The following is a 13345-nucleotide window of genomic DNA, read 5'->3' on the forward strand; positions in this document are numbered from 1 at the left end:
AACTTTGTTCATATTGTGTTTTTTCTGTGAAAAGAATACGAGGATTTCGTGATTAGTAGGGGGGGTCAGTATGACAAAAGTCAACCCAGGGACAATGGCAGAAGTAGAATATACAGAATCCGCCTCGTTCCGCGACTATGTTGCTCTGGCAAAAATGGGAATCGTCCGCGCCAATCTATTGTTGGTGTTCGCCGGTTTCTTTGTAGCAGCAACATATCAGAGTGATACGCCAGTACTTTATTTGTTTGAAGTTTGGCCACAACTCTTATTAACGATGTTAGGAAGCGCGCTCGTCATCTCCGGGAGTTGTTACCTAAACAACTTCGTGGACCGTGATATCGATTACTTGATGGGACGTACAGACAACCGACCAAGTGTCACCGGGAAAATTTCGGGAGAACGGATTTTGCTCCTTGGATTAACGCAACTCGCGATCGGGACATTGCTCTTATTGATCGTGTCGTATGTGGCAGCAGTCTTCGGTTTAATCGGGGCATTTTTTTATGTCGTCATTTATACGATGTGGCTTAAACGAACGCACACGTTGAACACGGTCGTCGGCAGCATCTCTGGAGCGGTACCGCCGCTCATCGGTTGGGCAGCCATCGATCCCGCGCTTCATATCGATGCGTGGCTCATGTTCCTCGTCATGTTCTTGTGGCAACCGCCACACTTCCTCGCGCTCGCCATGCGGCGTGTCGAGGAGTATCGAGCGGCCGGCATTCCGATGCTACCGGTCGTCAACGGCTTTGCGATCACCAAGCGACAAATCATTTGGTGGATCGCGACACTCATTCCAGCGTCGCTCTTGTTCTTGCATTACGGTTTGATCTACGTGATCGTCGCGGCCGGTCTTGGGGGCTACTGGTTATATCTCGGCTTGAAAGGTTTCAAGGCCGAAGATGAGATCAAGTGGGCAAACAAAATGTTCTTTTATTCATTGATTTATTTAGTCGTGTGGATTGTCACGCTGGTATTGACGGCACTTTGATAGTCGCACTCACTATATAGAAACCATTGCACATCATTTTGGGAGAAAGTGGGGATTGTTGTGAAATCATTTAAGAAGCTTCTGTTTGGCATCGTCCCGATGATGATGTTCGCACTACTGTTATCAGGGTGCGGCGTAGAGGGATTGTCTGCATTGAAGCCGATGGGAGAAGGAGCTGAGATTCAGCTTCGCATCATTCTCATCAGTTTGGCAATCATGCTCTTTGTACTTGTCATCGTAACGATTATTTACGTGTACGTGCTCATGAAATTCCGTCGGAAAGATGAATCGATTCCGAAGCAAGTCGAAGGAAGCAGCACGCTTGAGATGATTTGGACAGTCGTTCCAATCATTTTATTGATCATTCTCGCTGTTCCGACGATCACGACGACAGTCGAGCTCGCGAAAGCGAAAGAAGCGAAAAAAGAAGAAGAAATCAATGTCACGGCCAACCTTTACTGGTGGGAATTTGAATATCCGAACGCAGGCGTGGTCACGGGTCAAGAACTCGTCATCCCAGTCGGTAAGCGTGTCGGCATCAACTTGACATCGAAAGACGTCATTCACTCGTTCTGGGTACCGGCCTTGTCAGGTAAGACGGATACGAACCCAGGCCTTGATAACGAAATGTGGTTGCATGCAAATGAACCAGGTACGTTCTACGGGAAATGTGCCGAGCTTTGCGGACCTTCACACGCACTCATGGACTTCAAAGTCATCGCACTCGAGCAAGAAGAGTACGACCAATGGCTCGAAGACATGAAAGCACAGCAGGACGCAAACACAGAAAACCTCGTTGCAGATAACCAAAACTTGACGACAGGCGAAGCCGTGTACGTCGAGAGCTGCTTGAGCTGTCACGGTGGCGGGAAAGTCGCGCCGAGCTTGACGAACTTTGGTGATCGCGAATGGTTGGCGGGCTACCTCGAAAACAACGAAGAGAAGTTGAAAGAATGGATTCGCGACCCACAAGAATTGAAACAAGGCGCGCTCATGCCTGGCTTCGGTGAAGGCCAAATCAGTGATGAAGAGTTAGATGCACTCGTTGACTTCTTGTACGATCAGAAGATTGACTAACGGGAAAAGGGGGATTTCACGTGGCACAGACCACTGCTATGCAGCAACCGCGTAAATACAATGGCATCATGGATTGGGTTACGACGGTTGACCACAAAAAAATCGGTATTTTGTATTTGTTCTCAGGAATCTTCTTCCTCCTTCTCGGTGGAATTGAAGCTTTACTTATTCGTTGGCAACTCGTTCGTCCGATGAACGACTTCGTCAGCGGCGAAACGTTCAACCAATTGATCACGATGCACGGGACGACGATGATCTTCCTAGCGGCCATGCCGATGCTATTCGGATTTATGAACGCCGTCGTTCCGCTACAAATCGGGGCACGCGACGTCGCGTTCCCGTTCATTAACTCACTTGGTTTCTGGTTGTTCTTCTTCGGTGGTGTCATGCTGAACCTTAGCTGGTTCTTCGGCGCTGCACCGAACGCAGGGTGGACGGCGTACGCGCCGCTCTCGACACAACCTGAAGCATCAGGGGTCGACTTCTACGCCCTAGGTCTTCAAATCTCAGGTTTCGGTTCACTCATGGCCGGGATTAACTTCCTCGTCACGATTTTGAACATGCGTGCACCAGGCATGAAACTCATGCGGATGCCGCTCTTCACGTGGACGACGTTCGTCGCTTCGGCGTTGATCGTCTTCGCGTTCCCGCCGCTCACAGTCGGCTTGTTCATGTTGATGTTCGAGCGCTTGTTCGGTGCCGTCTACTTTGATCCGGCAGCCGGCGGTAACGTCGTCATCTGGGAACACCTTTTCTGGATCTTCGGACACCCGGAAGTATACATCTTGATACTCCCTGCGTTCGGTATTTTCTCGGAAATCATTCCGACATTCGCTCGTAAACGTCTGTTCGGTTACACAACGATGGTCTTCGCAACGATGCTCATCGGTTTCCTCGGATTCATGGTTTGGGTCCACCACATGTTCACGGTCGGTCTCGGACCGGTCGCCAACTCAATCTTCGCTGTCGCGACAATGGCCATCGCCGTTCCGACAGGGGTCAAGATCTTCAACTGGTTGTTCACGCTATGGGGCGGACAAATCAAGTTCAACGTCGCGATGCTCTACTCGGTCGCATTCATTCCATCGTTCCTCGTCGGGGGGATGACAGGGGTCATGCTTTCGGTCGCACCGGCCGACTATCAGTATCACGATAGTTACTTTGTTGTCGCTCACTTCCACTACGTTATCGTAGGTGGGGTTGTCTATGGTCTATTCGCAGGACTTTACTACTGGTTCCCGCTCATGTTCGGCAAAGCGCTCTCTGAGAAGCTTGGCTACTGGCAGTTCTGGTTGTTCTTCATCGGGTTCCACTTGACGTTCTTCCCGCAACACTTCCTCGGATTGTTCGGGATGCCACGCCGCGTCTTCACATACCTTCCTAACCAAGGGTTTGAGACGATGAACTTACTGTCGACGATCGGTGCCTTCTTCATGGGTGTATCGACAATCATCTTGCTCGTCGCTGTTGTCAAGGCATTCTTGTCGAAGCAACGCGTCAAGCCAGACCACTGGGAAGATGGACGTACACTTGAGTGGACGCTTCCTGTACCGACACCAGAGTACAACTTTGCACAAACACCGCTCGTCAAAGGTCTCGATACGTTCTGGCTCGAGAAAATGGCGGGCAACAAACGGGTCTCTGTTGCTGAACCAGTAGCAGACATCCACATGCCGAACAACTCGTTGATTCCATTCTTCATGTCACTCGGTCTTTTCATCGCCGGACTTGGAGCGATCTTCCAAATGGATAACGCGGTTGTCGGTTGGTCACTCATCGTGATCGGATTACTCATCACATTCGTGTCGATGTTCCTCCGTTCATGGATCGACGACCATGGCTTCTATATTCCAAAATCACAGATTGAAGCGGATTTGAAAGCGATTCGTGAGAAAGGAGACCAATAAATGGCACATGCAGTCGAAAAACACCCGGTGACCGGTATTCCGGCCAATCCAGAGAAAGCCACGCTGGAAGGGAAAAATAAATATGTGGCCTTCTGGTTCTTCCTCGGTGGAGAGACTGTTCTCTTTGCCTCGCTATTCGGAACGTACGTCGGTCTACTGAACTCTGGTGCGCCAGAGGAACTTCGTTCGTACAATATCTTTGAGATGGGGCTCGTCTTCTTAATGACGATGCTCCTCCTCACAAGTTCGCTCACAAGTGTTCTCGCCATGATGAACATGAAAGCGAACAATCCAGGCCGCATGAAGTTTTGGTTGGTCGTCACGCTTCTCCTCGGGGCTGGATTCCTTGGAGCAGAGATTTATGAGTTCATCCACTACTACCACATCGGTCACACGTTCACATCGAGCGCGTTCGGATCTGCGTTCTATACGCTCGTCGGATTCCACGGCGCACACGTCACGTTCGGTCTCCTTTGGATCACGACGCTGTTGATTCGCAACTGGAACCGTCCAATCGATGTGTACAACGCACCGAAGTTCTACGTGTCGAGCCTGTACTGGCACTTCATCGACGTCGTATGGGTTTTCATCTTCTCAATCGTCTACCTCTTAGGGATGGTGAGCTAATATGGAAAAACAACCAATGAACGAAACGCACAAACAGTTAGAGCTTGAAGTAAAAGCCGAATCAAGACGCGAGTATCAACTTCAGTTGATTAGCTTCGCGATGATGATTTTGCTCACATTCGTCGCGTTCGGTGCCGTATACGCTGAACTCATGCCGGTGTGGGCGGCAGGTGGCTTCTTGATCATCCTCGCCATCATCCAAGTGTTCTTGCAGCTTTATATCTTCATGCATATGAACAACCGTGGCAACACGTGGATCGTCGGAATGATGTGGCTCGGCATCTTTGTCGCCATCATCACGGTCGCGGCCCTTCGCTTGCTCATTTGGTAAATGTGACAAAGGATTGAACATCTGTGGAAACATAGATGATTCAGTCCTTTTTGCTTTACTTCAAAAATAAAGGAATAGTAATCTTGAAGTGAACGGTTTCATCGGTTTGGGAGAGAAAGAAAAGGGGTGAAGGGATGCTCTGGAATACATCAGAGCTACTCAAACAGTTCGATTGGACGACGCTTTGGAGTCCATGGTTCGGATTGTTGATGGTAGGGTTGTACGTCCTCTATGCGGTCGTCACAGAGAGCATGGCGAAGCGAGGGTACGAGTCGACCACGTTGCTACAAAAGTTCAGCATGTTATCCGCTATTTTATTGTATTACATCGGTTTCGGTAGCCCGGTCGATGTGCTCGCGCATATCATCTTCTCGGTGCATATGTTACAGATGGTGCTCGTCTATGTGCTCGCACCGGCGCTCGTCGTGTACGGGATGCCATATTGGGTGTTTGAAAAATTATTTAGCTATAAGGTGATTGGGCCGACGCTCAAATTTATGACAAAACCTTTGATCGCACTCGTTTTGTTCAATGCATTATTCACGTTCTACCATATGCCATTCATTTTTGACTACGTGTTGACGAACTATGGTGTGCACCGCATCTTCCACGGCGCTCTCGTCGTCTTCAGTTTGACGATGTGGTATCCGGTCATTGCACCATTCCTCTCGGAAGAAGAGGAAGGCATGTCTGATTTGAAGCGGATGGTATACATCATCGCGAACGGGGTGTTGTTGACACCGGCGTGTGCGTTCATCATCTTCAGCCAAGGCATTTTGTATGACGCCTATACAGACGCAGAAACGTTTGCGACCGTGCTCGGCTACTGTATGCCGAACGGGGACGTATCCGGCCTTGATTTGAACGCGCTCATGGGCGCGACGAACAGCGCCCTTGAAGACCAACGCTTCGGTGGGGTATTGATGAAGCTCGGTCAAGAAGTTGTCTACGGTTTCTTCTTCGGCTGGACGTTCTTCGGCTGGGTGCGCCGGACAAAATCGCTTGCGCTCGATGAAGGCATGTCGTTCACACCGCAAGAACCAAAAGAGAAAAAATGAACTAAGTCAAAGGGGAAACTACGATGAATTATCTTGCCTTGATCAGTGTGACATTCATTGTCATCAGTGCTATTTTAGTCGCAATCGGCTGGACGATCATCGCGCGTGATCGTCGCAACGTCGACAAACATAAAAAAGTCATGACGGCTGCCGCGATTGCCGCGACAACATTCTTCATTCTTTACGTTTCGCGTACGATTTTTGTCGGCAATACCGCTTTCGGCGGACCTGATTCAGTGAAGCCATACTATTTGGCGTTCATGATCTTCCATATCTTACTCGCGACGACAGGCGGAGTCCTCGGCTTGATCACGCTTTACCTCGGCTATAAAAACAAAGTCGAGAAACACCGGAAAATCGGACCGAAAGCTTCGGTCGTCTGGTTCTTCACGGCGATCACAGGGGTGACGGTATACGTCCTCCTCTACGTCGCCTATGACCCAGGTGAGACGACGAACGTCTTCCGTGCCATTATCGGTGGGTGAATCGAGAGAGGGGGAAGAGGATGAAACGGAATAGCTATATGACGGTCGGTTTGACGGTCGCCATTTTGGTGGCAATCGGCGTGGCCTCGTACTTCTTATTCTTTAAAGAAGAGGACTTGCCCGTCATCCAAGAGCCGACCCCGTTCACGTTGACGAACGCGCTCGACGGTCAGTCGTACAATTCGGACAACGGTAAAGTTAAAATCGTCACGTTCTTTTACACGAACTGCCCGGACATCTGTCCGCTCACGTTGCGCGACTTCATGAAGCTCGAGCAAGAGCTGAAAGCGAACGATCTATACGGGACGGACGTTGAGCTCGTCGCCATCACGGTCGACCCGGAAGTCGATACGGTCCCCGTCTTAGAGAACTACGGGGCGGCGTTTCAAGCCGAACCGACGGGCTGGAAGATGTTGACCGGAGACAAAGCCGATATCGACCGTATCACGCGTCAGCTTCAGTTCTACTATTCGAAAGCGAACAGTGGCCTCGTCACGCATGCGACGACGATGTATATCATCGATCGCAAGCATGACGTGCGCGCGGTCGCCCAAATGGCGACGGCAGGAGAAAAACCTGTCGACATCGAAACCATTATGGAGGACGTGTTAGTACTCGCGGCAGAAAAGGAGTGAAGAAGATGAATGATACGATGGCTGTCATCGGAAATGATTATTCCTACGGAGATGTGACGATTGCCGAACGGGCGATCGAGGATTTGATCGCTTGCAGCGCGATCGAATTCGGATTGCGTGAAGTGAAAGTCGTGTCTCTGTCGAAAGAGCAATACGATTATCAAATCATCGCACCCGTCTCGCTCGTCGAGGCTGAACGCTTGTATCGGTATGTGCGTGATCAGTTCGACTTGTTGCTCGGACAGGTCGATGTGACGCTTAATGTGATCGCTAAATGAGAGAAGGGAGGACCCGCTGAGGGCCTCCCTTTTTCTATGGAAGAAGATGTCGTCTTTGTTTATTTTTCCTAAAAGTGAACTCGGGTATCTGGTATGATGGAATGAGTAGTCACGGTACGCGACTCATCGAGGGGGAAATCAGATGCAACATGAGGCATTGATCGTCATTGATATTCAAAATGACATCACGAAACATTACAAAGCAGTCATCGACAACATCAACACATCAATCGATTGGGCGGTCGAGAAGGGGATTCATGTCGTCTATATCCGGCATGAGAACTTATCAGCGGGGACGAGAACGTTCAAAACGGGAACACGCGGAGCGGAATTAGCGCCAGAGTTGAAAATCGTGTCCGATCACGTATTCACCAAATATAAGGGCAACGCCTTGACGAGTGAAGCGTTCGCGGAGTTCATTCAACAACATGGCATCGACACGTTCTATATCACTGGGGCCGACGCGACCGCCTGTGTGAAGTCGACGTGCTACAATCTGCGGAAAGCAGACTATGCGGTAAGCGTCCTGTCGGATTGCATCACGAGCTATGACTTGAAGAAAATCGACGACATGATCGCGTACTATGAGGGCAAAGGCTGCACCATTATTCAATCTGGAGACTTGTCGGCATAACTTGTTTTGCCGACGTCGGCTTGTCATATGTGGTCAAAAGAAAAACCCCTTCGCTTATGCAAGGGGTTTTACTTCGAGTGTCTCAGCGAGTGCGGCAAGACGACGCTCGCAATCACGGACGATTTCTTCTGGGAACTCTTCGTCGTACTCGACGCCGTGCGGGTAGTAATGTTTTCCGAGAATCGGTGTCAACATTTTAACGACCGCATGACGGTCCTCGATTTGTCCTTCAATCGCATATACCGGTAAGCGAAGGTAGAACGTCTCGCCTGTCGATTGTTTCTCGTATTTCATGTCATACGTTGCACGCTCATAGTCCCAAGCGCCTTCACGGATGAAATGATGATGATCCATGATCGTCTCGAGCAAACCGAAGCGGATCTCTTTTCCCTCGATGTGGAACTGCTCAAATTTCATCATAATCCCCCTTTTCCCTAATAAACCTCATATGTCATCATATCATATTCGAAAACGTTCTTGGAATAACGTGTGTTCAAATTGTGAAAAAAAGATGAACGCCTCAAGCCTGGGTGTCGAGGTAGTGGGCAATCTTGTCTGTAAGCCTCACACCGAGCGGCAGGAGCCCTTCCGAACCGAAGAAGACGTTGAACTCTAAAATGTAAAATTCACCGTCTGCGACGATGACGTCGAAGGCAGCGTGATTGATGTGAAGCGTCTTGGCGATATCGAGCACTTCCGCGACGACGTCTTCCGGGATGTCGTCATACGAGAAGTGGGCACCTTGGGCGACGTTGTTCAAGAACGCTTCGCTGACGCGCCAGTACGAACCGACGACTTCTTCACCGATGACGATGATCCGTAAGTCGCGGTCATTCGGGATATATTGCTGGACGTAGAACGTCTCGTGCTTGTCGACGTATTCGAGCCAGTCCTGTTCATGCTTGATGAGCCAGACGCCTTGTCCCATCGACGACTTGGCCGTCTTGGCGACGAACGGGTACTCGAACTCTTCCAAGACACGCTCAATCGTGTAAGGGTTTTTCCCGTAGATGAGCGTCTTCGGGATGCGGTGCGGGAACGTCGCCTTGAAGGCGCGCGTCATCTCAATCTTATCGTGCCCGAGGTGATACGTGGCCGGCGACGGGAAAATCGGTTTATTCAGTCCGTAGATGATCGAGTTGACCATCCAATATTCAGGGAACAAGACGAGGTCGGCTGCTCTTACTTTATCGAGCTGGTCGTAATAATATTCAGGTTTCGCATAGTCGGTCTTGATGCCGGCCGAACGAATCATGTTAAATGAGACTTTTTTCATAGCGAGGTGCACGGATGCACCTGTTCACTTCCTTTCTGGTTGGACGCTTGACAGTCACGTTCAATTATAAAGCCGATTGCTTACAGAGGGAATCAAATGTGTTAAAATCATGGCAGAAAGGGTGAAAGCCATGATTATTACTGAACAGACGATCGCCCTGCTCGATCAAACGGAATCGTTAGCCGATTTGATTGAAGCGAGCGAGTCGTTCCAAACATATATCGCCACGAAACAAGCGCGAGCCCAATCGGAGGAAGCGCGCCTCGTGGAACGTGAGTTCTTGCGGATGAAAGAAGATTACGAGTACGTACAGCGGTTCGGGAAACATCATCCGGACCACGATCGCATTAAAAAAGAGATGCATCTCGTCAAACGGCGTCTCGATGTCCAGCCAGAAGTGGCCGCATTTAAAAAAGCGGAACGCAGTTTAGATAAACTGCTCGGGGAAGTGAGTGAGCTGTTGGCCTTCTCGGTTTCTCCAAAAATCAAAGTCCCGACCGGAAACCCGTTCTTCGACGAAGGCGGATGTTCAGGCGGAGGAAGTTGTGGAGGCGGAAGCTGTGGATGTGCCATCTGAGACGTTTGAGTTGAATGGTCGAATCGGGTTCGTCGTCTACGTCCAATCATTGAAGCAAGTGAAGGCGTTGCGTCGCTATGCGAACCTGTATTACGTGTCAAAGCGGGAGAAGTACGCCTTCTTGTATACCGACCTCGATGGACATGAGGCGATTCTCGAACAAGTGAGCGCGTTGCCGTTCGTCGAAGCGGTCGTCCGCAGTGAGCGGCCGTTCGTCGCGGAGACGTACGAATCGAAGCAGAAATAACACAAAAGATGAAGGCGGCACCGCCTTCATCTTTTGTGGTGAAGGAGAACGGAGATGCGAGTGATTTCAGGAGAACGAAAAGGGACCCGACTCAAGGCGGTCCCGGGGTCGGCGACACGACCGACGACAGATAAAGTGAAAGAATCATTATTCAACATCATCGGCCCTTATTTCGCCGGGGGAGCTGCGCTTGACCTATACGCCGGGAGCGGTGGGTTAGGGATTGAGGCGTTGTCACGGGGATGTGACCATGCCGTGTTCGTCGACAAGCAACGAAAGGCGATCCAGACGGTCACAGACAATTTGAAGACGACACACTATGAGTCCAAAGCGACGGTGTTGCAACAAGACGCCCGGTCGGTCCTCGACCAACTCGTTTTAAAAGGACAGCCGTTTAAATTGATTTTCATGGATCCCCCATATCATGCGGAAGAACATGTGCCGTTTTTACACATCATTGAGTCGAACCGACTATTGACGGACAACGGGGTCGTCGTCTGCGAACATGGCAGCGATGTGACGTTACCGGATCAGGTCGGGCAGTTGGAAAAAATCAAGGTGCAGCGCTACTCGGACGTGATCACGATCAGCTTCTATGAGTATGCGGCGACCGAGGAGTGAGAACATGTCAAAACGTATCGCGATTTGCCCGGGGAGCTTTGACCCGATTACGAACGGTCATTTAGATATCATCGAGCGGGCAGCAGCCATCTTCGACGAAGTCATCGTCGCCGTGCTCGAAAATTCGAGCAAGGCACCATTGTTTAATGTAGAAGAGCGTTTGTCGCTCATCCGTGAAGTGACGACCCATTTGCCGAACGTTACCGCCGACGCGTTTGGGGGATTGCTCGTCGAATATGCAGCGAAGCGTGAGGCGGCAACGATCGTCCGTGGGCTGCGGGCCGTCTCTGATTTTGAATATGAACTTCAAATCGCATCCATCAATAAAAAGTTGAATGAGAACGTGGAGACGCTCTTTATGATGACAAACAGCCAATATTCGTTCCTAAGCTCGTCAATCGTGAAAGAAGTCGCCAAATACGGGGCGTCCGTCGCTGAACTCGTCCCTGAACAAGTCGAGTACGCCTTGCGTCAAAAGTATAAAGTGAGCCAAGGGCAATGAAGTCGCTCAAAATCGGCTTCGGGTTGCTCCTGGCCGTCTTGATTTTCTTGTTTGTGCCGCTCCCGTATTACATCACCTACCCGGGGGAAGCAACGACGATTGAAGAATTCATGACGGTCGAAGGCGGGGACAAAGAACCCGGCGAGCTACAGATGGTGACCATCTCGCAACGTCGGGCGACTCCGCTTTGGCTCGTCGGCAGTTGGTTCACGCCGTTCACCGATGCCAGCCCGGCCAGTCGATACTTGTATGAGGGAGAAGGGGAAGCAGACTACGAGCGAAGACAAGAACTGTTGATGGCATCGTCCCAGCAGGCGGCGATTCAATACGCCTATGAGTTGGCGGACGCCGACGTGACGGTTTCGTTCGAAGGGATGTATGTCTCCGCCCCGATCAGCGGGTCGCTCGCGGCGAACGTCTTGAAACCGGGTGACGTGATCACCGCCATCGACGGCCAGTCGTTCGCGTCGCGTCTCGACTTCATCGAACGTGTCGCTTCGTTCGAAGCCGGCGATGAAGTGTCCGTTACGCTCGAACGGGATGAACGGGAGCTGGAGGTCGATACGCTTATCCAGCCGCTCGACCGGACCGGCGACCGGGTCGGTCTCGGGATTTATGAACCGTTACCGATTCAAGACGTGCGCACAGTCCAAGAAGTCTCGTTCGAACTGACGAACGTCGGAGGACCTTCGGCCGGTCTTATGTTCACGCTTGAAATCTTTGATCAGTTGACACCGGGTGATTTGACGGACGGGGCTGTGATCGCCGGTACCGGCACGGTCGATGAGACCGGGACCGTGGGACCAATCGGCGGGGCGTGGCAAAAAATCGTCGCCGCCGACCGGGCCGGTGCGTCGGTTTTCTTCGTGCCGGACGGATCAAATTACGATGAAGCGATGGAATCGCTCGATCGCCTAGACAGTGACATCAAAGTCGTTCCGGTCAAGACGGTCGATGAGGCCATCGATTATTTGGAGTCAATGAATTGAGGGGTTTGTACGTGTTCGACGAGTGACCGATTTCCGAGAGGAAGGCGATACGCCTCGGTCACTCGAGCCTCGAACGCAAGGTCAGGATGGTACTTGCTCATGAGCGGTACGTCTTTTTTTATGCCTTTCAACACGATTCGTCCAATCGCGTTGAACGCGAGCGGGCGGACGTAAGGCACCTCATCGAAACGCTCTGGCAGCTCATCGCGGCGCCAATGGACGAGCACAGAGACGAGAGCACGTTGAATGGCGGTCCGAGTGTAGCGTCTCGTCAACAGTCGAGCGAGCGCCTGCTCGAACGTCGGCTCGAGACCGGCTTGAATCAAACGCGGTGATAACGAACTGTCGATGCCGACAAGTTGGTCGAGCACGTCTTTCGGGGTGGTCCGTAACTTGTACTGCAAGACAGGCCAATAGAGTGACCAGTGTGCCATCGACACGTCCGCAAACAGGGCTCTCGTGGCGTCAGGGACGGCCCGGACCATGCCTGTCTCCAAGTAGTGGCCGCGCACCCCCGTGGCCGACATGACGTCTGAGACGCTTGGGTCATGGTATCCCGCACCGAGGCGACGAATCGTATGGAGCTCGATCGTCGTCGCCGCTTTCGCGTAGTGATAGGCGAGGATATTGTTCGGGAGCGTCAAGTCGAAATCGGGATAGAGCGCACCGAACGCCTCACTCGACGCTTTGGCCGAGGATCGTCCTTGGTCAAGCGCTTCTTTTAGTGCCGTCTGATAAGCTGGCGTCGCCTCGATGTTTGCGGTCGCGGCCCGTTTCACGGCTGTGATGTCTCCGCTCTCGCTTCCGAACGACAGCGTTTGGCACTGCATGCGTTCGGCGATGGCGACGGCGGCGCTTGCGAACCGGTCGGCACGTTGTACCCCGTAACGGGTCGGCAGTTCCACGACGAGGTCAATCGCGCCCGTCTGGACGGCCGTTTTCGCGCGGCTCCATTTGTCGAACGCCGCCGGTTCCCCGCGTTGGGTGAACTGGGCGCTCATGACGGCGATGACGGCATCGGCGCCCGTTTCGATCCGTGCTCGTTCAGCTTGATGGAGATGCCCGTTATGGAACGGGTTGTACTCAGCGATGATGGCCGTTTTTCGCATA

General features: G+C 51.6%; 18 protein-coding genes. 15 read left to right on the top strand and 3 right to left on the bottom strand.

The window, feature by feature from the left end:
* Positions 1–70: 70 nt before the first annotated feature.
* From cyoE to KNP74_RS06500, 10 genes are all read left to right on the top strand, one after another.
* Positions 71–991: a heme o synthase gene (gene cyoE / locus KNP74_RS06455; protein ID WP_034777042.1), complete on the top strand. Its 921-nt coding sequence runs from the start codon at positions 71–73 to the stop codon at positions 989–991.
* Between the two features lie 60 nt (positions 992–1051).
* Positions 1052–2068, top strand: coding sequence for a cytochrome c oxidase subunit II (gene coxB / locus KNP74_RS06460; RefSeq protein WP_214791563.1), 1017 nt, complete (start codon positions 1052–1054; stop codon positions 2066–2068).
* Positions 2069–2106: 38 nt separating this feature from the next.
* Entirely contained in the window at positions 2107–3975 is a 1869-nt protein-coding gene (gene ctaD, locus KNP74_RS06465) for a cytochrome c oxidase subunit I (protein WP_034777043.1), read from the top strand.
* Positions 3976–4602, top strand: a complete 627-nt coding sequence (locus KNP74_RS06470) for a cytochrome (ubi)quinol oxidase subunit III (RefSeq protein WP_034777044.1) — start codon at positions 3976–3978, stop codon at positions 4600–4602.
* Position 4603: 1 nt separating this feature from the next.
* On the top strand, positions 4604–4933 hold the full coding sequence (locus KNP74_RS06475; protein ID WP_034777045.1) for a cytochrome C oxidase subunit IV family protein: 330 nt from the start codon (positions 4604–4606) through the stop codon (positions 4931–4933).
* A gap of 134 nt (positions 4934–5067) precedes the next feature.
* Positions 5068–5991: a cytochrome c oxidase assembly protein gene (locus KNP74_RS06480; RefSeq protein ID WP_034777047.1), complete on the top strand. Its 924-nt coding sequence runs from the start codon at positions 5068–5070 to the stop codon at positions 5989–5991.
* A gap of 23 nt (positions 5992–6014) precedes the next feature.
* A complete protein-coding gene (locus tag KNP74_RS06485; protein WP_034777049.1) occupies positions 6015–6476 on the top strand; it encodes a DUF420 domain-containing protein in 462 nt (153 codons plus the stop codon).
* A 20-nt stretch (positions 6477–6496) separates the two neighbouring features.
* Positions 6497–7111, top strand: a complete 615-nt coding sequence (locus KNP74_RS06490; protein WP_034777051.1) for an SCO family protein — start codon at positions 6497–6499, stop codon at positions 7109–7111.
* A gap of 5 nt (positions 7112–7116) precedes the next feature.
* Positions 7117–7389, top strand: coding sequence for a hypothetical protein (locus tag KNP74_RS06495; RefSeq protein ID WP_214763857.1), 273 nt, complete (start codon positions 7117–7119; stop codon positions 7387–7389).
* A 142-nt stretch (positions 7390–7531) separates the two neighbouring features.
* Positions 7532–8023 (top strand): cysteine hydrolase family protein, encoded by a 492-nt coding sequence (locus KNP74_RS06500; RefSeq protein WP_034777055.1) that lies wholly within the window; start codon positions 7532–7534, stop codon positions 8021–8023.
* Between the two features lie 54 nt (positions 8024–8077).
* Here KNP74_RS06500 and KNP74_RS06505 read toward each other — a convergent pair whose 3' ends face one another.
* Entirely contained in the window at positions 8078–8440 is a 363-nt protein-coding gene (locus KNP74_RS06505) for a YugN family protein (RefSeq protein WP_021067026.1), read from the bottom strand.
* 103 nt (positions 8441–8543) lie between these two features.
* Positions 8544–9299 carry an ATP-grasp domain-containing protein gene (locus tag KNP74_RS06510; RefSeq protein ID WP_128122771.1) on the bottom strand — a complete coding sequence of 252 codons (756 nt, stop codon included), beginning with the start codon at positions 9297–9299 and terminating at the stop codon, positions 8544–8546.
* A gap of 109 nt (positions 9300–9408) precedes the next feature.
* Here KNP74_RS06510 and KNP74_RS06515 point away from each other — a divergent pair, with 109 nt between their 5' ends.
* The 5 genes from KNP74_RS06515 to KNP74_RS06535 are packed head-to-tail and all read left to right on the top strand — an operon-like array spanning position 9409 to position 12235.
* A complete protein-coding gene (locus tag KNP74_RS06515) occupies positions 9409–9876 on the top strand; it encodes a YlbF/YmcA family competence regulator (protein ID WP_232819480.1) in 468 nt (155 codons plus the stop codon).
* On the top strand, positions 9860–10123 hold the full coding sequence (locus tag KNP74_RS06520; RefSeq protein ID WP_021067029.1) for a DUF2129 domain-containing protein: 264 nt from the start codon (positions 9860–9862) through the stop codon (positions 10121–10123). Before KNP74_RS06515 ends, KNP74_RS06520 begins: the two co-directional genes overlap by 17 nt.
* 54 nt (positions 10124–10177) lie before the next feature.
* Positions 10178–10744: a 16S rRNA (guanine(966)-N(2))-methyltransferase RsmD gene (gene rsmD, locus KNP74_RS06525; RefSeq protein WP_214710556.1), complete on the top strand. Its 567-nt coding sequence runs from the start codon at positions 10178–10180 to the stop codon at positions 10742–10744.
* Between the two features lie 4 nt (positions 10745–10748).
* The gene (gene coaD, locus KNP74_RS06530; protein WP_128122770.1) at positions 10749–11246 is read left to right on the top strand and encodes a pantetheine-phosphate adenylyltransferase; all 498 of its coding nucleotides are present in this window, start codon (positions 10749–10751) and stop codon (positions 11244–11246) included.
* Positions 11243–12235, top strand: a complete 993-nt coding sequence (locus KNP74_RS06535) for a SepM family pheromone-processing serine protease (protein WP_214763858.1) — start codon at positions 11243–11245, stop codon at positions 12233–12235. The genes coaD and KNP74_RS06535 overlap by 4 nt, the downstream gene beginning before the upstream one ends.
* Here KNP74_RS06535 and KNP74_RS06540 read toward each other — a convergent pair.
* Positions 12214–13344, bottom strand: coding sequence for a tRNA(Met) cytidine acetate ligase (locus KNP74_RS06540; RefSeq protein WP_214763859.1), 1131 nt, complete (start codon positions 13342–13344; stop codon positions 12214–12216). The two genes, KNP74_RS06535 and KNP74_RS06540, sit on opposite strands and share 22 nt — an antisense overlap.
* Position 13345 lies beyond the last annotated feature (1 nt).

Origin of the sequence: Exiguobacterium sp. s141 (genome assembly GCF_018618085.1) — a bacterium.
GTDB classification, from domain to species: domain Bacteria; phylum Bacillota; class Bacilli; order Exiguobacteriales; family Exiguobacteriaceae; genus Exiguobacterium; species Exiguobacterium mexicanum_A.

Excerpts from the sequence above, each read along its gene's own strand:
- ctaD (WP_034777043.1), top strand. The coding sequence starts at position 2,107 with ATGCAGCAACCGCGTAAATACAATGGCATCATGGATTGGGTTACGACG.
- KNP74_RS06485 (WP_034777049.1), top strand. The coding sequence starts at position 6,015 with ATGAATTATCTTGCCTTGATCAGTGTGACATTCATTGTCATCAGTGCT.
- KNP74_RS06475 (WP_034777045.1), top strand. The coding sequence starts at position 4,604 with ATGGAAAAACAACCAATGAACGAAACGCACAAACAGTTAGAGCTTGAA.
- KNP74_RS06535 (WP_214763858.1), top strand. The coding sequence starts at position 11,243 with ATGAAGTCGCTCAAAATCGGCTTCGGGTTGCTCCTGGCCGTCTTGATT.
- cyoE (WP_034777042.1), top strand. The coding sequence starts at position 71 with ATGACAAAAGTCAACCCAGGGACAATGGCAGAAGTAGAATATACAGAA.
- KNP74_RS06515 (WP_232819480.1), top strand. The coding sequence starts at position 9,409 with ATGGCAGAAAGGGTGAAAGCCATGATTATTACTGAACAGACGATCGCC.
- KNP74_RS06505 (WP_021067026.1), bottom strand. The coding sequence starts at position 8,440 with ATGAAATTTGAGCAGTTCCACATCGAGGGAAAAGAGATCCGCTTCGGT.
- KNP74_RS06495 (WP_214763857.1), top strand. The coding sequence starts at position 7,117 with ATGAATGATACGATGGCTGTCATCGGAAATGATTATTCCTACGGAGAT.
- KNP74_RS06480 (WP_034777047.1), top strand. The coding sequence starts at position 5,068 with ATGCTCTGGAATACATCAGAGCTACTCAAACAGTTCGATTGGACGACG.
- KNP74_RS06510 (WP_128122771.1), bottom strand. The coding sequence starts at position 9,299 with ATGAAAAAAGTCTCATTTAACATGATTCGTTCGGCCGGCATCAAGACC.
- rsmD (WP_214710556.1), top strand. The coding sequence starts at position 10,178 with ATGCGAGTGATTTCAGGAGAACGAAAAGGGACCCGACTCAAGGCGGTC.
- coaD (WP_128122770.1), top strand. The coding sequence starts at position 10,749 with ATGTCAAAACGTATCGCGATTTGCCCGGGGAGCTTTGACCCGATTACG.
- KNP74_RS06500 (WP_034777055.1), top strand. The coding sequence starts at position 7,532 with ATGCAACATGAGGCATTGATCGTCATTGATATTCAAAATGACATCACG.
- KNP74_RS06540 (WP_214763859.1), bottom strand. The coding sequence starts at position 13,344 with ATGCGAAAAACGGCCATCATCGCTGAGTACAACCCGTTCCATAACGGG.
- KNP74_RS06490 (WP_034777051.1), top strand. The coding sequence starts at position 6,497 with ATGAAACGGAATAGCTATATGACGGTCGGTTTGACGGTCGCCATTTTG.
- KNP74_RS06470 (WP_034777044.1), top strand. The coding sequence starts at position 3,976 with ATGGCACATGCAGTCGAAAAACACCCGGTGACCGGTATTCCGGCCAAT.